The sequence below is a fragment of the Sulfitobacter sp. GN1-4 genome, assembly GCF_055693825.1.
Genome location: NZ_JBVFUQ010000003.1, coordinates 2822241 through 2843583, shown reverse-complemented (window position 1 = coordinate 2843583; position 21343 = coordinate 2822241). Strand labels below are relative to the sequence as shown.

The window sequence follows — 21343 nt, the reverse complement described above, 5'->3', positions numbered from 1 at the left end:
CGGTGCTGTTGTCGTCATCATGAAACACTTCTTCGCCCTCCTTCTCACGGCCACCTCAGCGCTTGCGCTTGATGTGCCTTCGGGCCAGCCGGTCACGTTGCAAGAAGTGCTGATTGACGAAGTGGGGGCCGAGACGTGGCTGCGGTTTCGGTTTGTCGCCCCCGATGTGGCGGGCAACGAAGATTATGAGGCAACGGCGCAAGACATGATGCATCTTTGTGAGAATTTGGCACTGCCCTACATCGCGGAATACGCGCTTTCAGGGGACGTGATCGTGGTGTCTCTGGCCGATCGGGAGACGGAATTTGGCGTGGCCAACCCGCAGGTGACGCAGCTTTTTGAGGCATTTCGCGCCGATGGCACCGCCTGCATCTGGGAGCTTTTGTGATGCGACCACAATATCTTGCGCCTGAAAGCTCATCCAACAGCCCGAATGAGGCTTTACCGTCACAAACCCGCCGATTGGCACAGCTGGCGTATGCTTTGCACGCAACATCGCTTATGTTGGGCGCAAGGAATACCCCTGTATCCCTTATCCCCTCAACGGGGCGTGTGAGGCAGTCTGATGATGCGCGCCCCCATGACAACGACAGGAGACAGAGATGTCCAAGAGCATCAAATTCTTCGCAGCCGCCGGCCTTATCGCCGCTGTTGCAGCGTGTTCCTCCGGCCAGACCGAAGAGGAATTCGTGGTGGTTGAACCCGAGCCCATCTCGGTTGAGCCAACATACACAGGCAAGTACAAGTAAGCTTGCTCAGGGACAGGCGTGCGCGCCTGTCCCGACCCCCGCACGGCCCCATATCCGGAGGGTCGTCTGATGCCAGCCTACATGCTGAAACATCGCGGGTTTCCCGGGCGTTTGCCCGGCACAGATTTCCAATTCGTCATTCGCCGACCCAACCCCCGAGGTGTCACGCCGATCACCCGGCGCGAACGCCGTTCAGATCGCAAACCCGCCGACCGGCGCGCGGATGCCGGTTTCATGAAGGCGCTGTGGGAGCATTTCGGCGATCAGCCGTTTGAGCGGGGCAACCTGGATGCAGGGCGCCTAAGCTGGATGTTCGGACGCGAGGTGTTGCCTGCGACTGATCCCTTTGATCCTGCCGACTATGAAGCGCTGCTTGTCATTGACGAAGCCGCCGCCCGCGCGGCTTTCCCAGAGGCGTTTGAGCCATGATCGGCGTGTTTTTGCCCGGTTTGCGGGAATATCAGCGGCGGACAGCCGATTTTTGCGCGGTGCAAACCGAACCCTTGGTTGAATCGCAGCACTCCGTCAGCGTCAGGGATGTTGAACGTGATTCCCTCCAAGGATCGTTTTCAGCACACCATACCCCTTCCCCTCAGGGGCCGTGCGCACCCGCACATGTCGCACGGCCCCGATTTTTCGGGTTGCATCAGCGGGGGGTGGTTCAAAGAACGCCTGCAACCCGCATGGAACCAAACGCGCGGTTCCGCGTTGGTCTGCAAGCAAAGAGCAGACAAGGAAACGCAAAATGTCGATCAAAAACATCACACTGGCCCTGCTATGCTGCGGCGGGCTTTCCGCCTGCGGCGACACTCTGGGCGATCAAGCGCTGGGCGGTGCAGCCATCGGTGCAGGCGCGGCTGCCATTACCAGCGGCAGCCTGGCGCAGGGCGCAGCCATCGGGGCTGCGGGCAACATCGCCTACTGCCAGCTCAACCCCGGCAGATGTAGCTAACACTCTTTCACCTGCGCGCAGCCCGCTGCGCCGCACCGCAATCCTGAACCCCGCACAGCATCGGCTGTTGCGGGGTTTTTGCCATTCCCTCAAGACCCAGAAGGACACCTCATGTTCAAGAAAATCCTGATCGCCAACCGGGGCGAAATCGCCTGCCGTGTGATTAAGACAGCTCGCAAGATGGGGCTGACCTCTGTTGCGATTTATTCGGATGCAGATGCCCAGGCGCTGCATGTGCAGATGGCTGATGAGGCCATTCACATCGGACCACCTCCGGCGAACCAGTCCTATATCGTCATCGACAAGGTGATGGCCGCGATCAAGGAAAGCGGGGCGGAATGTGTGCACCCGGGCTATGGCTTTCTGTCTGAGAATTCAAAGTTCGCTGAGGCCTTGGAAGAGGCCGGTGTGGCCTTTGTTGGCCCACCCAAAGGGGCGATCGAGAAGATGGGGGATAAAATCACCTCCAAAAAGATCGCGCAGGAGGCAGGTGTTTCCACAGTGCCTGGCTACATGGGCCTGATTGAGGACGCCGATGAGGCGGTCAAGATCAGTACAGAAATCGGCTACCCGGTCATGCTCAAAGCCTCCGCCGGCGGCGGTGGCAAGGGCATGCGGATTGCGTGGAATGATGAAGAGGCGCGCGAAGGCTTCCAATCCTCCAAGAATGAGGCAGCCAATTCCTTTGGCGATGACCGGATCTTTATTGAAAAGTTCGTCACCCAGCCGCGGCACATCGAAATTCAGGTGCTCTGCGATGCCCATGGCAATGGGATCTATCTGGGCGAGCGGGAATGTTCGATCCAGCGTCGCAACCAAAAGGTGGTCGAAGAGGCTCCAAGCCCCTTCCTGGATGAAGCCACCCGCAAAGCGATGGGCGAGCAGGCGGTCGCGCTGGCACAGGCCGTCGGCTATACCAGCGCGGGCACGGTGGAATTCATCGTGGACGGCGACAAGAACTTTTATTTCCTTGAGATGAACACCCGTTTGCAGGTGGAACACCCTGTCACTGAGCTGATCACCGGCGTGGATCTGGTGGAGCAGATGATCCGTGTGGCCAACGGCGAAAAGCTCAGCATCACCCAAGACGATGTCACATTGACCGGTTGGGCGATTGAAAACCGTCTTTATGCCGAAGACCCCTATCGCGGTTTCCTGCCGTCCATTGGCCGTCTGACCCGCTACCGCCCGCCACAAGAGGTGGCCGCAGGCCCGCTGTCTGACAATGGCAAATGGGCCGATGATGCGCCAACGGCGGAAGAGGCCGTGCGCAATGACACCGGCGTCTATGAGGGCGGTGAGATCAGCATGTATTACGACCCGATGATCGCCAAGCTGTGTACCTGGGCCCCAACCCGCGCCGAAGCGATTGAGCGGATGCGCGTGGCGCTGGACAGCTTTGAGGTGGAGGGGATCGGCCATAACCTGCCGTTCCTGTCGGCTGTGATGGATCACCCCAAGTTCGTCTCAGGCGACATGACCACCGCCTTTATTGCGGAAGAATACCCCGAAGGCTTCGAAGGCGTTGAGCTGCCAGAGGCAGAGCTGCGCCGGATAGCAGCGGCAACGGCGGCGATGCACCGGGTGGGCGAGATCCGCCGCACGCGCGTATCGGGCCGCATGGACAACCACGAACGCAAAGTGGGTAGCGATTGGAACGTCACGCTGCAGAGTGCCTCTTTTGACGTGGTGATTGATGCTGATCCTGATGGGGCGACGGTGAACTTCTCTGACGGCAGCAGCCACCGTGTTGCAGGCAACTGGACACCGGGCGATCAGCTGGCCTCAATGACTGTGGACGGCACGCCATTGGTGATGAAGGTTGGCAAAATCTCGGGCGGGTTCCGCATCCGCACCCGTGGTGCGGACATCAAGGTCCACACCCGCAGCCCACGCCAGGCCGAGCTGGCCCGCAAGATGCCAGAGAAAGTGCCTCCAGACACCTCCAAGATGATGCTGTGCCCGATGCCGGGTCTGGTGGTGAAGATGGATGTGGCCGTGGGCGATGAAGTGCAAGAAGGCCAGGCGCTTTGCACCATTGAGGCCATGAAGATGGAGAACATCCTGCGCGCAGAACGCAAAGGTGTGGTGACCAAAATCAACGCAAGCGCAGGCGACAGCCTGGCGGTTGATGACGTGATCATGGAGTTCGAATAAATCCGGTGGCTTTGGGCGCGCGGATAGATGTGGGGCAGGCGGCGGGCGCTTGGGCTGAGATGCGGGTCATCTCAGCGTGCGCGCGCCTGCCTCAACTGTCGCGCGCGGCTTCCTTGGCGTCACGGATTTCGCGTTGGCGCATCGGCATCTTGTCAATGCTGCGGTTGATCTCACGGACATTCCACGGGAATGGCTTGCGCAGCTTGATGCCGCCATCCTTGCCAACCAGCACCAACATGAAGCCACGGGGGCGCATCTTCAGACGCATGGCGCTGCGCGCTGCGGGATCGGTGTCAATCAACACCACGACATCGCGCTCAATCAGCTCTTCGCGGCGGTCTTGCAGAAAATCAATCTGCTCAAGGAATGCCGGGTCATTTTCGCTGTCGGCAAAAACGACAACGGGCCGCTTTTTCCAGCGGAATTCGCTCAAATCAGGCATATCAGCCTGCCGAAATAGGGTGTCTTCCGTCAGCTCACTGGCCTCCTGTGCGGCAGCTCCGGTGGCGATTATTCCTGCGATAACAAGGGGTATGAAGCGTTTCATAGGGTCTCCTGTGCCCTCAGATATAAGCGTGTTTGCCGCAATTGCGATGGTAAATCGGAAGGGTTTGACCATTAAGCTCGCGGCAAGGGGTTCTGCGTCATGACAAACGCCATCCCCGCAGTTCAGCCGGTTGGGGCGGCGATTTTGCACAGGATTTACCAGACTGTCATGGACGTCATCCTACATCTGGGCGCGCACCGCACCGCGACAACGACATTTCAGCACTACATGCGTGATCACATGGATGTGCTGGCCGATCAAGGGATTGGTTTTTGGGGCCGCAAGCGCACGCGCGGCAAGATGTTTTCCGGGTTGTTTCGCGAAGGCGGCAGCCCCGAGGCAATGCGTGCTGCGGCGCGTGCCCAGTCCCGCATTGGGCTGAACGCTGCCAAGGCCGCGCAACGCGGGGTGCAAACACTGTTGGTCAGCGATGAAAACATCCTTGGCACGCCGATGAACAACTTCAAATCAAAGCAGCTCTACCCCGCCGCAGGCGAGCGGACAGCGCGGCTGGTGACCGCCTTTGAAGGCCAGGTGCGCCGCATCGTGCTGTCGGTCCGTTCGCCTGAACTGTGGTGGGCTTCTGCGGCGGCCATGACCGTTTTGCGCGGCCATCCTGTGCCGGGCAAAAAGCGGCTCAAGGCGATTGCGGCGCATCCACGGGGGTGGCGTGATGTGATCACCGATCTGGCCTGTGCCGCGCCAGGGGCAGAGATTGCGGTCATTCCCTTTGAGCGCTTTGCAGGCATGCCTGACCGCGTGTTGGCCAGCGCCCTTGCGGCACCCGCGCCACAAGACCGGCAGCACCGGTGGCTGAACAGATCAGCAGATTTGCACGGGCTGCGCAAAGGCCTGAAAGAGCGCGGCCAAGACCCCAATCTGCTGCCTGACGGCACGGGCCGCTGGCAGCCGTTTACGGAAATGCAGGCCGCCGCCGTGCGCGAGACATATGCGGACGATTTGTTCTGGCTGACCGCCGGGGCAAATGGTCTGGCCAAACTGACAGAGGATACGCACCAGCCAGAGCGAAGCGAACTTCGCCAACAGGTGCCATGATGAAAGGACAAGGACATGACAAAGGACAAATGGCGCAGCGCTGCTGAGGCGGAGCTGCGGGGCCGCCCGCTGGATGATCTGACCTGGCAAACGCTGGAGGGCATCCCGGTTCAACCTGTCTATGACGCGTCAGATCTGGACGGGGTGAGCCATCTGGGCACCCTGCCGGGTGAGGCACCGTTTACCCGTGGGGTCAAAGCCACGATGTATGCCGGGCGCCCTGGACGATCCGGCAATATGCCGGTTTCTCCACGGCTGAGGAATCCAACGCCTTTTACCGCAAAAACCTGGCAGCCGGTCAGCAGGGCGTATCTGTTGCCTTCGATCTGGCCACCCACCGCGGCTATGACAGCGATCACCCCCGGGTTGAGGGCGATGTGGGCAAAGCCGGTGTGGCCATCGATTCCGTTGAGGATATGAAGATCCTCTTTGACGGCATTCCGCTGGACAAAGTCTCGGTCTCCATGACGATGAACGGCGCGGTGATCCCGATCCTGGCAAACTTTATCGTGGCGGGCGAAGAGCAGGGGCATGACCGCTCCGTTCTGGCAGGCACCATTCAGAACGACATTCTCAAAGAGTTCATGGTGCGCAACACCTATATCTATCCGCCCGAACCCTCGATGCGGATCATTGCGGATATCATCGAATACACCTCAAATGAGATGCCCAAGTTCAACTCCATCTCGATCTCTGGCTATCACATGCAAGAGGCGGGCGCGAACCTGGTGCAGGAGCTTGCCTTTACCCTGGCGGACGGGCGCGAATACGTGCGCGCCGCGATTGAGCGGGGCATGGACGTGGACAAATTCGCAGGCCGCCTGTCGTTCTTCTTTGCCATCGGCATGAACTTTTTCATGGAGGCGGCCAAGCTGCGCGCGGCCCGTCTGCTGTGGCACAAGATCATGGCAGAGTTTGAGCCCAAGAACCCCAAATCCTCCATGCTGCGCACCCATTGCCAAACCTCTGGCGTGTCTTTGCAGGAACAAGACCCCTACAACAACGTGGTGCGCACGGCCTTTGAGGCGATGTCAGCGGTGCTGGGCGGCACGCAGTCACTGCACACCAACAGCTTTGATGAGGCGATTGCCCTGCCCACCGAAAACTCCGCCCGCATCGCGCGCAATACCCAGCTGATTTTGCAGGAAGAAACCGGCGTGACCAATGTGGTGGATCCACTTGCCGGGTCTTACTACGTCGAAAAGCTGACCCATGATCTGGCCGAAGAAGCCTGGAAGCTGATCGAAGAGGTCGAAGAGATGGGCGGCATGACCAAGGCCGTCGCTTCTGGCATGCCCAAGCTGCGCATTGAGGAGGCCGCCGCGCGCCGTCAGGCGATGATCGACCGCGGCGATGAGGTGATCGTGGGCGTCAACAAATACCGCCGCGAGCACGAAGAAGAGATCGACATTCTGGATGTGGATAACGTTGCCGTGCGCGAAGCGCAGGTGGCCCGCACTGGGTGAGATCCGCGCGACGCGCGATGAAGCGGCCTGCACCGCCGCACTTGCGGAACTGACACGCCGCGCCAAAGAAGGCGGCAACTTGCTGGAAGGGGCTGTTGAAGCGGCCCGCGCCCGGGCCACTGTGGGAGAGATTAGCATGGCAATGGAAGAAGAATTCGGGCGTCACCGGGCAGAGGTCAAAACGCTCGCCGGGGTTTACGGCGCGGCCTATGAAGGGGACGAAGGCTTTGCCGCGATCCAGAAATCAGTTGAGCAATTCGCCGAAGACGAAGGCCGCCGCCCGCGCATGTTGGTGGTCAAAATGGGCCAGGACGGCCACGACCGGGGGGCGAAGGTGATCGCCACGGCATTTGCGGACATCGGTTTTGACGTGGATGTGGGCCCGCTCTTTCAAACGCCTGCTGAGGCCGCGCAGGATGCCGTCGACAACGATGTGCATGTCATTGGCATCAGCTCACAGGCGGCCGGGCACAAAACCCTGGCCCCGCAGCTGGTGAAGGCGCTGAAAGAGGCGGGTGCCGAGGATATTCTGGTGATCTGTGGCGGCGTCATCCCGCAGCAGGACTACCAATTCCTCTATGATGCGGGGGTCAAGGCGATCTTTGGTCCGGGCACAAACATCCCCGCAGCAGCCGAGGACATCCTCCGCCTGATCCGCGAAGCACGGGCCTAGCGCTGTGTCTTGGGCATCTGCACAGGCGCGCGCAGCGTGAGCCTTGTCTTTGATCATATCGCGGTGGCCGCAGAAACGCTGTCTGCGGCCACGGCGCATTGTGAACAGGCCTTGGGTGTTGGTTTGCAAGCGGGCGGGGAACATGCGGTCTTTCACACGCATAACACGCTCTTGGGCTTGGCAGATGGGCTCTACCTTGAGGCCATCGCAATCAACCCGGACGCCCCCACACCAGACAGGCCGCGGTGGTTTGATCTGGACCGGTTTTCAGGCCCGCCACGGCTGACCAATTGGATTTGCCGTTGCGATGATCTGGACGCAACCCTTGCCGCCTTGCCCGATGGGTTTGGTCAGCCGGTCTCCTTGCAACGCGGCGCGTTGCGGTGGCGGATGGCTGTGCCTGCGGACGGGATCCTGCCCTTTGACAATTGTGCGCCTGCGCTCATTCAGTGGGAAACCGATGTGCACCCGGCCACACGCCTGGCCGCCTCTGGCCTGCGTCTGACATCGCTTGAGGTCTCGCACCCGCAAGCCTCTGCACTTGCGGCGGTGCTGGCCCCGGTTCTTGCGGATGCACGTGTGCAGTTCACAACCGGTGCGGCGGGACTGTCGGCGCGCTTTCAAGGTGGCGGTGCAGAGCAGGTGTTGCGGTGATCATCCGCGCCGCACAGCCCAGCGATGCTGCATGGATCGCCGGGCTTTGGAACGACATGATCCGCAACAGCTTGGCCACCTTTACCACCGAAGAAAAGCAGCTTCCGGCACTGCGGCAGATGATTGAAGGGCGCAATGATGCGTTCTGGGTGGCTGTGGACGGCGAAGCGGGGCTGGGGTTTGTGACCTATGGCCCCTTTCGCGGCGGCCCGGGCTACCGTGCAACGGTTGAACACACGGTGATTGTGGCCCCCAGGCGCAAGGTTCTGGCGTGGGTAAGCGCCTGATTGAAAAAGCAATTTCTGAGGCACAGCAGGCGGGCCATCATGTGATGGTGGCCGCGATCAGTTCCGCCAACCCCCAAGCGGTGCGCTTTCACAAAGCGCTTGGATTTGTGCAAACCGCCCATATGCCCGAGGTCGGGCGCAAGGCGGGCCAGTGGCTTGATCTGATTTTGATGCAGAAAGCGCTTTGACGCCCTGACTTCTGCCCAAAGCTCGTCTACCCTTACCCCATGTCGATTTGGTTACGCATCACAGAGGCGATTTCCGCGCTCACCTCAGGTGAGGGGCTGGCGGCGGTCTTTGACCGGCTGCGCAGCCCGCCTGAACGCTCTGTCGCCTTCACGATTGCGGTGATTGCGCTGGGGGCGAAGATGGCCAAAGCCGACGGATTGGTCACCCGCGATGAGGTGACCGCCTTTCGCGAGGTGTTTCAGATCGCTGAGGCGGACACCGAAGGGGCGGCGCGGGTGTTCAACCTCGCGCGGCAAGACGTGGCGGGCTTTGACGACTACGCCCGGCGCATTGCTGTGATGTTTCATGACCAGCCTGAGATGCTGAGCGACTTGATGGAGGGGCTGTTTCACATCGCGATGGCCGACGGCACCTATCATCCGAACGAAGATGCGTTTCTGGAGGACGTCGCCCAAATCTTTGGGATGCCCGAGGATGACTTCATCTCTCTCAAAGCGCGGTTTGTGCCCGATACCTCGCCCCTGCCACATACGGTTTTGGGCATCCTGCCCACCGCCACACGCGAAGAAGCGCGCGCCGCCTGGCGCAAGCTGGTGCGCGAAAACCACCCCGATGCGCTGATCGCGCGGGGGTTGCCGCCCGAAGCCATCAAGCTTGCCGAAAAGCGGATGATTGACGTCAACCGCGCGTGGGAAACGATCTCAGGCAAAGCGGCTTAATGCGCATCGCGACTTATAACGTCGAATGGTTCAACGCGCTCTTTGATGACGACGGACAGCTTTTGGACGACACCGGGTGGTCCGGCCGGCACGATGTGACCCGCGCTCAGCAGACAGCAGCGCTGGGTCAGGTGTTTCAGGCGATCGATGCAGATGCGGTTCTGGTCGTCGAAGCGCCCGATCAAAGCAGATCCCGCGCCACGATTGCCGCCCTCAGCAATTTTGCTGAGCGGTTTGGCCTGCGCACCCGTGAAGTGGTCTTGGGGTTTGCCAATGACACACAGCAGGAAATCGCACTGCTTTATGATCCAGACAAACTCAGCGCGGCGCATGCGCCCATGGGCCCTGCGACAGGGATTGAGGGGGCCAAGGGCGCGCCCAGGTTTGATGGGGCGTTGCGGATTGATCTGGACATCGACGCGACGGAAGACCTTGTCGTCTTTTCCAAACCACCCCTTGAGGTCACGGTTCAAAGCAAGGCAGGCTTTGAATTTCACATGATCGGCGCGCATCTGAAATCCAAGGCACCGCATGGCGCGCGTTCAGATGCAGAAGCGCTCAGCATCAACATCGCCAACCGGCGCAAGCAGTTGGCGCAGGCCATTTGGTTGCGCGGGCGGATTGAGGCGCATCTGAAGGCAGGCACGCCGTTGATGGTGCTGGGGGATCTGAACGACGGGCCGGGCCTGGACGAATTCGAAAGCCTTTTTGGCAAATCCTCGGTTGAGATTGTGCTGGGCCACGGCCAGCCGGATGCGCTTTTTGATCCACACGCCCGCCAGGCGCTTAGCCGCCGGTTGGGGGCTATGCCCACCACCGCGCGGTTCTGGATCCGGCCCGAACAGCGGTATCTGCAAGCCTTGCTGGACTATATCATGGTCAGCCCTGAGATCCGCGCGCGCGGGCGCAGTGGCGCATTTGGCATCCTCTGGATGACCCGGATTGCTGGCGCAAGCCGCAGCTGCGCGATGCCTTGGTGACCGCGTCTGATCACTTCCCGTCACGATTGATTTCGACGATCACTCGTAATTTGGCCGCCGATTTCCTATATTGGCGGCATGAAACAGATTGCTACGGTCGCTTTTTGCTGCGCACTGATCGCCCCCGCCACCCAGGCAGAGGAGGCGGAAGAAGGTTTGTCCCTCATGGAACGGGGCGCGCAGTTGTTTTTGGAGGGTATCCTGAAAGAGATGGAACCGGCCATCGACGAATTTCAGGGTTTTGCGGATGACATGGGCCCCGCGCTGCGTGATTTCGCGGCTGAGATGGGGCCAAAGCTGTCCGCTCTGCTGGATGAGATTGAGGATTGGAGCGTTTATGAAGCGCCTGAGGTGCTGCCCAATGGCGACATCATCATTCGGCGCAAACCCGACGCACCTGCACCCACGCAGCCCGAAGACCCTGCGCCGCAGATCGAGCTTTAGGGTAGAACGCCAGGGGGTATTCGCAATTAGGCTCGCCTGAAATGCGATGTCCCACTGGCGCGCAGCGCCTGGCCGCCAAAGCCCGGAAAATACCGCGTTAGTCTTTGCTTTTCTTCGGCTTTACGGTTTTTACATGCACCGTCGCCTCCAGCGAATTGGCAAGTGAATTCAGCCGTGCCTCGGCCACTTCGCCAAAAAGCGGCACCATGTCCTTGGTCAGCCGCAAATGCAGCTCTTTTTTCTTGGAAAACCACCGAAGCTCCCCCCGGTCGTCATCAGGGTTCATCCACAGCATCGCGCCAAACCGCATCGCCTTGCCCAAAACCTCTGCGTCATGACGCATCTTTTCGTCGATCATGTCATGCAGATCCGCAAAGCGGCTGTTTTCGCGCTTGTTCGAATAGCGGTGCAACAACGCCAGCCCCAAAAAGACCCGCTCTGCATGTTTCAGGCCGCCCAGGTTGGCCCGCGTGGCGTTGTCAAAACACACCTCTGCCCGGTAATCGGGATGCGCCCGCCAGCTGACGTCGTGCAAAAGGCAGGCCGCCTTGATCAACCGCTTTCGCGGGGCGGGGGCGCTTTTGAACAGGGGCATGATGAAGTTGTAAAGCGCTTTGCCAAACCCTGGCACCCGCGCGTCCTTGGCCTCAGCAAAGCGGCAGGCCTCAATCAGTGGATCACGGTCGCGCAGGCGCTGAGGCATTTGTTCATAGAGCATGCCCTCGCGGATGCCGTAGCTGGAAATCGCGATATCCTTGGGCTTGAACGTCTTCATCAGCCGCGACAGCACTTCGGCGGCGTAGGGCACCAGCGCCATGCGCGTGGATGAGATGCCGCTGGCCGCGCGCAGCTCATCCAGGTTTGAAGATTTGATGTATTTGACCGTATCGCGCACCGCGGTGGCCGTCATCCGGTATTCATGCAGCACATGCAGCGGATATCCCCGGCGGATCATGTCTATCCGCGCAATCGCCCGCCACGAGCCGCCAACAAGAAACAGCCGGTCCCGCTGCGCGCCCATCTTGTCTTTGAGATGCTGCATCACCTCTTTGATATGCGCGCTCCGCGCCTTGGCACCGCCTTTGATGTCACGCAATTTCAGCGGCCCCAGTTGCGATGAAATTCGTTTACCGACACGGCCGCCCGATATCTCAGCCAGCTCCAGCGATGACCCGCCAATGTCGCAGACAAGGCCGTAGGCCCCCGGCCAGCCCAACAAAACGCCTTGCGCGGACAGGCGTGCCTCCTCCGCGCCGTCGATGACCCAGATGCGCAGCCCGGTTTCGCGCGCCACATCATCGCAAAACGCGGCCCCGTCTGAGGCATCGCGCACCGCAGCCGTGGCCACAACGGTCAATTCAGACAGTCCCATGCCATCGGCCAGCTTTTTGAACCGGCGCATCGCAGACAGGGCCCGCGTCCGCCCCTCGGGCGACAGATGCCCGGTCTCGGCCAAACCAGCACCAAGCGCGCACATGATCTTTTCGTTATAGAAATAAGCCGGTGACCGCGCGGCCCCGTCAAACACCACCAAACGGACAGAGTTGGATCCCACATCCACCACACCCACCCGGGCCAGCGCGCGTGCGCTTGGATCTTCGAAAAGCGGTTTGCTGAACGGACCCAGATCCGCAACACCGGTTTCCGGCACGGGGGAGCGGTGCATTTCGGTGAGATTGGCCATGCGGGCTCCTGCGCGTTGGGTGGGCGCAAAATGGGCCAGCCCGCGTCTTGGGTCAATCGTTATCAGAGCGTTAACCGGCTGTTTTGAAATTCTTACCCGTCGGTGTGTGTGAGCTTGGGCACATCAGACGCCCCAGCCGAGCCGCGCCCCGAGAGCGACGGGTTTTCCATAAAGAAGCGGTGACAGTTAAAGGTGAACTGATCTTTCTGAATTGAGGGCCGGGTAAAGCTGCCATCGGGTGACATGATCCAGCTTTGCGCCACATCGGCCAGATTGGCGGCCATGATCTGGCTGACGATCTGCGCTTTGACGGTTGCGTTTTCAATCTCAACCAGCGTCTCCACCCGCCGGTTCAGGTTGCGCCCCATCCAGTCTGCGGATGAGATAAACACCCGCGCCTTTTTGTGAGGCAGGCCTGCGCCGTTGCCAAAACAGACAATCCGCGAATGTTCCAAAAACCGGCCAACAATGGATTTGACGCGGATGTTTTCGGACAATCCCTTGATGCCGGGGCGCAAACCGCAAATGCCCCGGACAACAAGGCTGATCTGAACGCCGGCTTGGCTGGCGGCATAAAGTGCGTCGATCACCTCAGAATCGATGAGCGAATTCATCTTGGCCCAGATCACCGCCGGTTTGCCTGCGCGCGCGTGCTCCGCTTCTGCGGCGATCATTTGCAGCAGGCGTGGTTTTAACGTGGTGGGGGAGATGGCCAGGTTGTCCAAGGCTTCGGGCTGGGCATAGCCGGAGAGATAGTTGAACACCTTGGTGGCATCCCGGCCCAGTTTGCTGTCACAGGTGAAAAAGGACAGATCCGTATACACCCGCGCCGTGATCGGGTGATAATTGCCCGTCCCGTAGTGGGTATAGGTCACCAGCTGCTTGCCTTCGCGGCGCACCACAGTTGATATCTTGGCGTGGGTTTTGAGATCAAGAAACCCGTAAACCACATGCGCGCCCGCCCGCTCCAACCGGCGCGATTGGCGGATGTTGGCGGCCTCATCAAAGCGCGCTTTCAGCTCCACCAGGGCCGTGACCGATTTGCCGTCCTCGGCGGCCTCGCACAGCGCTTCAACGATCGGGCTGTCGCGGGAGGTGCGGTAGAGCGTTTGTTTGATGGCCACCACATCCGGATCCCGCGCGGCCTGGGTCAGAAACCGGATCACCATATCAAAGGTTTCATAGGGGTGATGCAGCAGCATGTCCTTTTGCCGGATCGCCGCCAACATATCGCCGTCATGGTCGCTGACCCGTTCGGGGATGCGCGGGGTGAACTGCGGCCAAAGCAGATCGGGGCGGCTGTCCAGCACCAGCTCAGACAGATCGTTCAGGCCCAGCATCCCGTCCAGCTCAATCACGTCGCGTTCCAGCACGCCGAGCTCTTCCATGACGGCGGCTTTGATCTTTTCGGGCGCACCGGCGGAATGGGTCAGCCGCACCACCTCACCACGACGGCGGCGTTTCAACGCCACCTCAAATTCGCGCACCAGATCTTCGGCTTCGTCCTCAACCTCCAGATCGCTGTCGCGCAAGACGCGGAATTCAAAGTGGGATTTGAGTTTGTAGCCCGGGAACAGATCGGGGATGTGAATGACCAGCAGGTCCTCGATGGGCAAAAAGCGGTGGCTGCCTTCGGGGGCAGGCAGGGCGATGAAACGGTCGATCTTGGCCGGGATGGGCAGCAAGGCCTGCAACGGCTTTTTGTCGCTGCTCCGTTCCAGCTGCAGGGCCAGCGCATAGCCGGTGTTGGGAATGAACGGGAATGGATGCGCAGGATCAATCGCCAGAGGGGACAGGACGGCAAAGACCTGATTTAGAAACACTTCCTTCAGATAGGTCAGATCTGCCTTCGTCAGGTCCGCCGTCCGCTCCAGGTAAATGCCCTGTTCATCCATTTCGGCCATCAGTTTGACCAGCACCCGCTGCTGGGTCAGCATCAGGCGGCGGGCGTTGTCGTTGATCAGGATCAGCTGCTCAGCAGGCGTCAGCCCGTCTGCGGCGGGGGTGGTGTTGCCCGCATGGGCCAATTCGCGCAAACCCGCCACGCGGACGGTATAAAACTCATCCAGATTGCCGGCTGAAATGGACAGAAAACGCAACCGTTCCAGCAAGGGCACGCGCGGATTTTCCGCCTCTTCCACCACACGCCAGTTAAAGCCCAGCCAGCTCAGCTCACGGTTTTGGAAACGGCTGGGGCCTGTCAGGTCAAGTCCGGGCAGTTCTTGGGCGGGCGGGAAATCACCCGATAGGAAATCGGTTTGGGTCATAGCGACCTTATGGGTTCAAAGTGTCAAAGAAATGCGACAGTTGTCGGCTCAGCGCCAGTATCACGCCTCAGAAGGGGGATTGTCCAGCACGCTGGCTGCCAAGTGCCGCGTGATGGGCCGTTTCAGCGCGATGCTGGCGGCATCCAGCCGCTGCACCAGATCAATCGCCGCAGCAAAGGACCGGTCCATACGCCCCAAAAGATAGGGGATCAGATCCGCGCGCGGCGTTATCTGACGGTCAGAGAACAGCTTGACCAGCAGCGCCGCCAAAAGCTGATCATCGGGCGGCAGCAGCGGTGCCACGGCGGCCGCTTGCAGACGGCTCAGCAGATCGGGCAGGGCGATGCCCCAGGCGGTCACATCGCCGGAGCCTGTGAACAACACCGTCTGCCGCTCATCGCGGGCCAGGTTGTGCAGGTGGAAAAGCGCGGTCTCTTTTGCGGTGTTCCCTGCAATGGCCGGCACATCCTCAACCGCCAGGGGGCGGTCCATCAGTTGTGGCACATCCTCTGCCGCAAGCGCATCCGCAGCAATGATCCGGGCCTCAGCCATTTCAGCCCAGACATGGGTCAAATGTGTCTTCCCGGCCCCCTTGGGGCCTGTCAGAACCAACTTGTTGTCTTGCCAGTTCTGCCAATCGTCCAGCATCGCCAGTGCCACCGCATTCGCGGGGCTGACAAAAAAGGCATCACGCCCCAGCGCCGTTCGGCTGGGCAGGTCGAACCCAAGTTGCTCAGCCATTTACCCGTCCTGGCTTTCGTCGATGCCGCGATAAAGCAAGGAGTGTTGGTACTGCGAGACGCCAAAGCGGGCCAAAACCCCAAGGGATGCAGCCAGCGGGACCGCGACCAGCATGCCGACAAACCCGAAAAGTGAGCCGAAAACAGACAGCGCCAGGATCAGCCACACAGGGTGCAGGCCCACCGACCCCCCGACCAGCTTGGGCGTCAGCACATTGCCCTCAATCACCTGGCCCAGCATAAAGATGCCCGCAACAAGGCCCAAAGACACCCAATCCCCCCAAAACTGAAAGAGCGCCAGACCAATCGCCAAAGCGCCGCCCAGCAGGGCCCCAAGATAGGGGATGAAGGTGACAAGGCCTGCAACAAATCCAACAACCAGACCGAATTGCAGCCCCACAAGCATCAGCGCCACGGCATAATAGGTGCCCAGGATCAAACACACCGTGCCCATGCCGCGCACAAAGGCCGACAGGGTCCGGTCGATATCCTTGGCCAACTGCCGGATAGTGGGCGCATGATCACGCGGCAGCAGCTCATCAATGGCGGCAACCATCCGGTCCCAATCCAACAACAGATAGACGGCCACGACTGGCACGATCACCAGCAAAACCAGCACGTTCACGATAGAAGCAAAGGACGCCAGCGCGCGTTCCAGCAACTCGCCACCGCGCTCTTGGATTGTCGTGCCCAATGAGGTCAATGAGGTCTGCAGGGTTGAGCCTTCTTCAAGCAGGGAAGGAAACTTGGTCGTCGCAAAGGCGGTGAAGTCTCTGAAAAGCTGTGGGGCAATTTCAAAGAGGTTGACCGCCTGATTGACCAGCGTCGGAATGACCAAAAGGGCGAGGAAGACAAACAACAAGATGCCCACAACGGTGATCACAGCAGTGGCCAAAGCGCGGCTTAGCCCCAGCCGTTCCAGCCTGTCGGCCACCGGATCAAGGAAGTAGGCAACCGCCCCGCCCAGAACAAACGGCAACAAAACATCACCCATGAACCACAGCACAATCAGGAAAACGCCGGTGGCGATGCCCCAGTATTTCAGTTGGTCACGGATCGGCAAAGCCATCAGGTGTCTCCGGTTGCGGTAGATGTGACATTGCGCAACCGGCGCGTGGTTTCAAGGGCACGCGCCTGAATTCTTTGGGTACTTACCCGGCTTGGCGGGCTGGCCGCCCTTTGCATGCAGCACAGCCCGACAGGCGTTCTGAGGCCCCATTTCAAGCCCCGCACCCTATAAGAGACCGGCATGCCAAAGCGGCAGGCACCTTCATCGCGCCCGCCGCCTGAGTGGCAAAGACCCCGCCACGGGGGCCTTCGCGGTCTGGCTTGACTTAGTGGCAAGCAGGGCGTGTGCCGGGCAGCAGAACCTTGTCGATCACATGGATCACGCCGTTGTCGGCCTTGATGTTTGCAATCACGACATTGGCGCTTTCGCCGGTGCCATCTGCGATGGAAACGCCATCCGCGCCTTTGGTGATGCAGATACGCTCAGAGGCCAGCACCGGCTTGAAATAGTTGGACCCCGCTGGGATGGCCTCAGCCGTCAGGTTGCGGTCATCTACGTGATAAAGTAGCACGGATGTCAGCTGATATTTGTTCTCAGGCTTCAGCAATGTGTCGACCGTGCCCTCAGGCAGTGCTGCAAAGGCGTCATTGACAGGGGCAAAGACGGTGAACGGGCCTTCGCCCTGCAGCGTCTCAACCAGACCCGCTGCAGACACGGCGGCGACCAGGGTGGAGAACCGATCGTCGCTGGCGGCAATATCCACGATGGTGTTGGCCTGTGCCGTCGCGGCGAAGGTGACAGTGGCGGCAGCGGCGGCAGCGATGGTGCGAAGAATTTTCATGGTGGGGTCCTTTCCCGTTTTGTCAAAATGCCTCAAGCGACATGTGCAAAGGATACGGCAGGGGGATTTGATCGGATCAGCGCCATCACAGCCTCGTGATACCTTCGTGTATCACTGGGTTGCTTGACTTCCCCCAGCCGCGCGCCCCAGATCAGATAAAACAGGAGGCCCCATGCGCACTGAATTCGATACAGAGCTAGAAGACCGTCTGGTGCGCTATGCCGCCATCGACAGCCAAAGCGATGCCAGCTCAGCAACCCAGCCCAGCACCGCGATCCAGCTTGAGATGTCCCGTCTGTTGGTCACTGAGCTGCAAGAGATGGGCGCGCAGGATGTCACGCTCACCGATTATGGCGTTGTCCTGGCCACGATCCCCGGCACCGCGCCTGGGCCCACGATGGGCTGGTGCGCGCATGTAGATACGGCCCCGCAGTTTCACGCAACCGGGGTCAAACCCGTGGTGCATCGCGGCTATAATGGCGGTGACATCACCTTTGCTGACGCGCCTGATCTGAAACTTTCGCCTGAAAATTCGCCCTATCTGGCGCAAAAGCAGGGGGAGGATATCATCACCGCCAGCGGCACCACCCTGCTGGGCGGTGACGACAAAGCAGGGGTGGCCATCGCCATGACCGCCGCGCGGCATCTGTTGCAACACCCTGGGATTAAGCGCGGCCCGATCCGTCTGGCCTTTACCCCTGACGAAGAGATTGGCCGCGGCGTGGACCCACGTCTGCCGGGCGATCTGGCGGCGGATTTTGCCTATACCTTTGACGGCGGCAAACCCGGCGAGATTGAGTATGAGACCTTCTCCGCCGATGGCGCGGTAATCAAAGTGACCGGCGTCTCGGCCCATCCGGGTTTTGCCACCGGCAAGATGGTCAATGCGCTGCATCTGGCCTCCAAGATCATCATGATGCTGCCACAGGCCACGATGACGCCCGATACGACCTCTGGCACCGAAGGGTTCATTCATGTCTCTGAGCTGCACGGCGGCTCAACGGAGGCTGAAATCACCCTGATCCTGCGCGATTTTGAGATGGCAGGGCTTGAGGCCAAGGGCGCGCTCTTGCAGCAGGTCTGTGCGGCTGTGCAAGCTGGCGAGCCGCGCGCGCAGATCGCATGTGAGATTACGCCGCAATACCGCAACATGCGCTATTGGCTGGAAAAGGACATGACCCCCGTCAATCTGGCCCGCGCCGCGGTTGAGGATGTCGGGCTGGAGCCGGTGTCGGTGCCTATTCGGGGCGGCACGGATGGGTCGCGCCTGACAGAGATGGGCGTGCCGTGCCCCAACATCTTTACGGGCATGCAGGAAATCCACGGACCTTTGGAATGGATATCAGTGCAGGACATGGCCAAGGCCACCAAAATGGCCCTGGCCCTTGCCGTGCGCGCCGCGAAGTAACCGCTCGCCTCTGATGTCAGCCCGGCCTTGGAAAGGCGGAGCGGCGAAGAGAAGGGGATTGTAGCGCTCAGGGCTTTGAATTAGGCACGGTCTCACCCGTTACGAAGGAGCTTGCGCCATGCGGATGAGCCGGTATTTCCTGCCCGTTTTGAAAGAAAACCCCTCTGAGGCCCAGATCGTCAGCCACCGGCTGATGCTGCGCGCAGGGATGATCAAACAATCAGCGGCGGGGATTTATTCGTGGCTCCCGATGGGCTTCAAGGTGCTGCGCAAGATCGAAGATATCGTGCACGAGGAACAGGCACGCGCAGGCCATCTGGCGATGCTGATGCCCACGATCCAATCTGCGGACCTGTGGCGTGAAAGCGGGCGCTATGATGCCTACGGCGAAGAGATGCTGCGCATCAAGGACCGGGGCGGGCGTGACATGTTGTTCACCCCCACCGCAGAAGAGCTGATCACCGATATCTTCCGCGCGCATGTCGGGTCTTACAAAGATCTGCCGCTGACGATGTACCAAATCCAGTGGAAGTTCCGCGATGAAATCCGCCCCCGCTTTGGCGTGATGCGGGGCCGCGAATTCTACATGAAGGACGGTTATAACTTTGATCTGACCAAAGAAGACGCGCTGCACGCGTACAACCGCCATCTGGTCAGCTATCTGCGCACCTATGAGCGGATGGGCCTGCAGGCCATCCCCATGCGTGCTGATTCCGGCCCAATTGGCGGGGACGACACGCATGAATTCCTCGTCCTGGCCGAGACCGGCGAATCTGAGGTGTTTTATGACAGCGCGGTCACCGATCTGACCTTTGGCGACCGTGAGATTGACTATGACGACGTCGCCCAATGCGCTGCGATCATGCAAGAGTTCACCACCAAATACGCCCGCACCGATGAAACCCATGACGAAGCACTCTTTAACGAAGTGCCCGAAGACCGCCGCCGCACCGCGCGGGGCATTGAGGTGGGTCAGATCTTTTATTTCGGCACCAAATACTCTGAGGCAATGGGCGCCACAGTGCAGGGCCCGGATGGCAAGAACATTCCTGTGCACATGGGCAGCCACGGCATCGGTGTCAGCCGTCTGTTGGGTGCGATCATTGAGGCCAGCCATGACGACAAGGGCATCATCTGGCCCGAAGGGGTCACGCCCTATCACGCGGGCATTGTGAACCTCAAACAGGGCGACGCAGAGGCGGACGCAGCTTGTGAGGCGCTTTATGCATCGCTCACCGCGCTGGGCCTTGAGCCGCTTTATGATGACCGCAACGAACGTGCAGGCGGCAAATTCGCCACCATGGATCTGATCGGCCTGCCGTGGCGCATCACCGTGGGGCCGCGCGGCCTGAAGAACGGTGTGGTTGAACTGACCTCGCGCCGCACCGGCGAAAGCGAAGAGCTGCCGCCCGAACAGGCGGTGGAGAAAATCGCACAAATCTACGCGGGCATCGTCTGAACCCTTGCCCCGTCGCACCGGCTTGGTACTCTTTGCCCCAAAAGGGGAGGGTGCCTGATGCTGCGGGTTCTTGTGTTAATCGCGGCCCTTTTGCCGTCTGCTGTGGTCGCTCAGGCAACAGCCGACCGGCTTGAGGCGGCGTTTCGTGTGTGGCTGGATGAGGTGGATGCCCCTTGGGGCGCGATTGCGATCATGCGCGCAGGGCAGCCTCAACGCAACGTGGGCATCGGGGTTGAGGCGGATCTGCCAGTCGAACTGGCCAGCCTCAGCAAAGCCGTGACAGCCCTGTGTGTGGCGCATTTGATGGAAACCGGTGTCTGGACGGACAAAACCACGGTCCGCGATGTCTTGCGCAAAGGGCCTCAGGGGCTGACCGTCGGCGCGCTTCTGACCCACAGCACCGGGCTTGCACCAGATGGGACACAGGCCAGTATGCCAGGCTGGCTCGATACGGAACCTGACCGCGCGAAAGAGGCGGCAGAGGCTGCGTTCTTGCGTTTCAAGCAAGAGGGTACGCCGGGCCAATACCGTTATAACAACGAAAACTACGCGGTCTTGGGCGCGATGATCGCGGCCCAAACGGGCCAGCCTTATGTTGATTATTGCCCCCGCGTGACCTTGATCCCGGCAGGCGTGACAACCGCCCAGCCGTCGCACCGCAGCGGGGGGATGGCGTCTTGGGGCGGATGGCAGATGAGCGTGGGGGATTACGCGCGCTTTATGCATTGGGCCTTTGGGCCAAGCGGCAAGATCGGCCGCGCGCCTGACCGTTGGCCTGCGGCCGACATGGGCGGTGGCGCCTTTTACGGGATGGGCATGACCCAACGGGAATTCCGCGGGGCGATGAACTACTGGCACTTTGGCCTGCTGTGTTTTCCCGGACGGCTGAACGCTGGCAGCTATGCGGTCAGCTGGATGGGCGATTGGAGCGTCGTTGTCGCCTATAACGCCTGCGTCGATTGGGATGCGATGGTGGCCTTGGATCAGGCGCTGGCAGGGGCGGTCTTTCAGTGATCCTGTCCCAAAGGGGTTTGGGCCCGCAACTGCGGGGCTGAAACGCGC

General features: G+C 60.5%; 20 protein-coding genes and 2 pseudogenes. 16 read left to right on the top strand and 6 right to left on the bottom strand.

Annotated features, from left to right (window positions below; genetic code table 11):
• Positions 1-19 precede the first annotated feature (19 nt).
• From ACZ1HM_RS14605 to ACZ1HM_RS14585, 5 genes are all read left to right on the top strand, one after another.
• Positions 20-388 carry a DUF6497 family protein gene (locus ACZ1HM_RS14605; RefSeq protein WP_472743413.1) on the top strand — a complete coding sequence of 123 codons (369 nt, stop codon included), beginning with the start codon at positions 20-22 and terminating at the stop codon, positions 386-388.
• A 214-nt stretch (positions 389-602) separates the two neighbouring features.
• Complete coding sequence (locus ACZ1HM_RS14600) at positions 603-749, top strand: hypothetical protein (RefSeq protein ID WP_472743412.1); 147 nt, start codon at positions 603-605, stop codon at positions 747-749.
• 81 nt (positions 750-830) lie between these two features.
• Complete coding sequence (locus ACZ1HM_RS14595) at positions 831-1178, top strand: hypothetical protein (RefSeq protein ID WP_472744630.1); 348 nt, start codon at positions 831-833, stop codon at positions 1176-1178.
• Positions 1179-1494: 316 nt separating this feature from the next.
• Positions 1495-1701, top strand: a complete 207-nt coding sequence (locus ACZ1HM_RS14590) for a hypothetical protein (RefSeq protein ID WP_472743411.1) — start codon at positions 1495-1497, stop codon at positions 1699-1701.
• A gap of 111 nt (positions 1702-1812) precedes the next feature.
• A complete protein-coding gene (locus ACZ1HM_RS14585) occupies positions 1813-3858 on the top strand; it encodes an acetyl-CoA carboxylase biotin carboxylase subunit (RefSeq protein WP_472743410.1) in 2046 nt (681 codons plus the stop codon).
• A gap of 91 nt (positions 3859-3949) precedes the next feature.
• Here ACZ1HM_RS14585 and ACZ1HM_RS14580 read toward each other — a convergent pair whose 3' ends face one another.
• On the bottom strand, positions 3950-4405 hold the full coding sequence (locus ACZ1HM_RS14580; RefSeq protein WP_472743409.1) for a DUF4174 domain-containing protein: 456 nt from the start codon (positions 4403-4405) through the stop codon (positions 3950-3952).
• Between the two features lie 99 nt (positions 4406-4504).
• Here ACZ1HM_RS14580 and ACZ1HM_RS14575 point away from each other — a divergent pair, with 99 nt between their 5' ends.
• From ACZ1HM_RS14575 to ACZ1HM_RS14540, 8 genes and pseudogenes are all read left to right on the top strand, one after another.
• Entirely contained in the window at positions 4505-5461 is a 957-nt protein-coding gene (locus ACZ1HM_RS14575) for a hypothetical protein (protein WP_472743408.1), read from the top strand.
• A 15-nt stretch (positions 5462-5476) separates the two neighbouring features.
• Positions 5477-7600: pseudogene (gene scpA, locus ACZ1HM_RS14570) on the top strand (methylmalonyl-CoA mutase).
• A 36-nt stretch (positions 7601-7636) separates the two neighbouring features.
• Positions 7637-8254 (top strand): VOC family protein, encoded by a 618-nt coding sequence (locus ACZ1HM_RS14565; protein ID WP_472743407.1) that lies wholly within the window; start codon positions 7637-7639, stop codon positions 8252-8254.
• Positions 8251-8541, top strand: a complete 291-nt coding sequence (locus tag ACZ1HM_RS14560) for a GNAT family N-acetyltransferase (protein WP_472743406.1) — start codon at positions 8251-8253, stop codon at positions 8539-8541. Before ACZ1HM_RS14565 ends, ACZ1HM_RS14560 begins: the two co-directional genes overlap by 4 nt.
• A complete protein-coding gene (locus ACZ1HM_RS14555) occupies positions 8526-8729 on the top strand; it encodes a GNAT family N-acetyltransferase (RefSeq protein ID WP_472743405.1) in 204 nt (67 codons plus the stop codon). Before ACZ1HM_RS14560 ends, ACZ1HM_RS14555 begins: the two co-directional genes overlap by 16 nt.
• A gap of 39 nt (positions 8730-8768) precedes the next feature.
• Complete coding sequence (locus ACZ1HM_RS14550; protein WP_472743404.1) at positions 8769-9449, top strand: TerB family tellurite resistance protein; 681 nt, start codon at positions 8769-8771, stop codon at positions 9447-9449.
• Positions 9449-10449 (top strand): annotated as a pseudogene (locus ACZ1HM_RS14545) (endonuclease/exonuclease/phosphatase family protein); the annotation flags it as partial. The gene ACZ1HM_RS14550 and the pseudogene ACZ1HM_RS14545, both read left to right, overlap by 1 nt.
• A 58-nt stretch (positions 10450-10507) precedes the next feature.
• Positions 10508-10873, top strand: a complete 366-nt coding sequence (locus ACZ1HM_RS14540) for a hypothetical protein (protein WP_472743403.1) — start codon at positions 10508-10510, stop codon at positions 10871-10873.
• A gap of 97 nt (positions 10874-10970) precedes the next feature.
• On the opposite strand, the gene ppx is transcribed toward ACZ1HM_RS14540, so the two are convergent.
• The 5 genes from ppx to ACZ1HM_RS14515 form a co-directional block, all read right to left on the bottom strand.
• A complete protein-coding gene (gene ppx / locus ACZ1HM_RS14535; RefSeq protein WP_472744629.1) occupies positions 10971-12539 on the bottom strand; it encodes an exopolyphosphatase in 1569 nt (522 codons plus the stop codon).
• 110 nt (positions 12540-12649) lie between these two features.
• The gene (locus ACZ1HM_RS14530; RefSeq protein ID WP_472743402.1) at positions 12650-14824 is read right to left on the bottom strand and encodes an RNA degradosome polyphosphate kinase; all 2175 of its coding nucleotides are present in this window, start codon (positions 14822-14824) and stop codon (positions 12650-12652) included.
• 60 nt (positions 14825-14884) lie between these two features.
• Positions 14885-15565, bottom strand: coding sequence for a P-loop NTPase family protein (locus tag ACZ1HM_RS14525; RefSeq protein WP_472743401.1), 681 nt, complete (start codon positions 15563-15565; stop codon positions 14885-14887).
• Positions 15566-16633 (bottom strand): AI-2E family transporter, encoded by a 1068-nt coding sequence (locus ACZ1HM_RS14520; RefSeq protein WP_472743400.1) that lies wholly within the window; start codon positions 16631-16633, stop codon positions 15566-15568.
• A 265-nt stretch (positions 16634-16898) separates the two neighbouring features.
• Positions 16899-17414, bottom strand: coding sequence for a fasciclin domain-containing protein (locus tag ACZ1HM_RS14515; RefSeq protein WP_472743399.1), 516 nt, complete (start codon positions 17412-17414; stop codon positions 16899-16901).
• 172 nt (positions 17415-17586) lie between these two features.
• Here ACZ1HM_RS14515 and pepT point away from each other — a divergent pair, with 172 nt between their 5' ends.
• From pepT to ACZ1HM_RS14500, 3 genes are all read left to right on the top strand, one after another.
• Entirely contained in the window at positions 17587-18822 is a 1236-nt protein-coding gene (gene pepT, locus ACZ1HM_RS14510) for a peptidase T (RefSeq protein ID WP_472743398.1), read from the top strand.
• Between the two features lie 118 nt (positions 18823-18940).
• Positions 18941-20281, top strand: coding sequence for a proline--tRNA ligase (proS, locus tag ACZ1HM_RS14505; protein WP_472743397.1), 1341 nt, complete (start codon positions 18941-18943; stop codon positions 20279-20281).
• A 57-nt stretch (positions 20282-20338) separates the two neighbouring features.
• Positions 20339-21295: a serine hydrolase domain-containing protein gene (locus ACZ1HM_RS14500; protein ID WP_472743396.1), complete on the top strand. Its 957-nt coding sequence runs from the start codon at positions 20339-20341 to the stop codon at positions 21293-21295.
• Positions 21296-21343 lie beyond the last annotated feature (48 nt).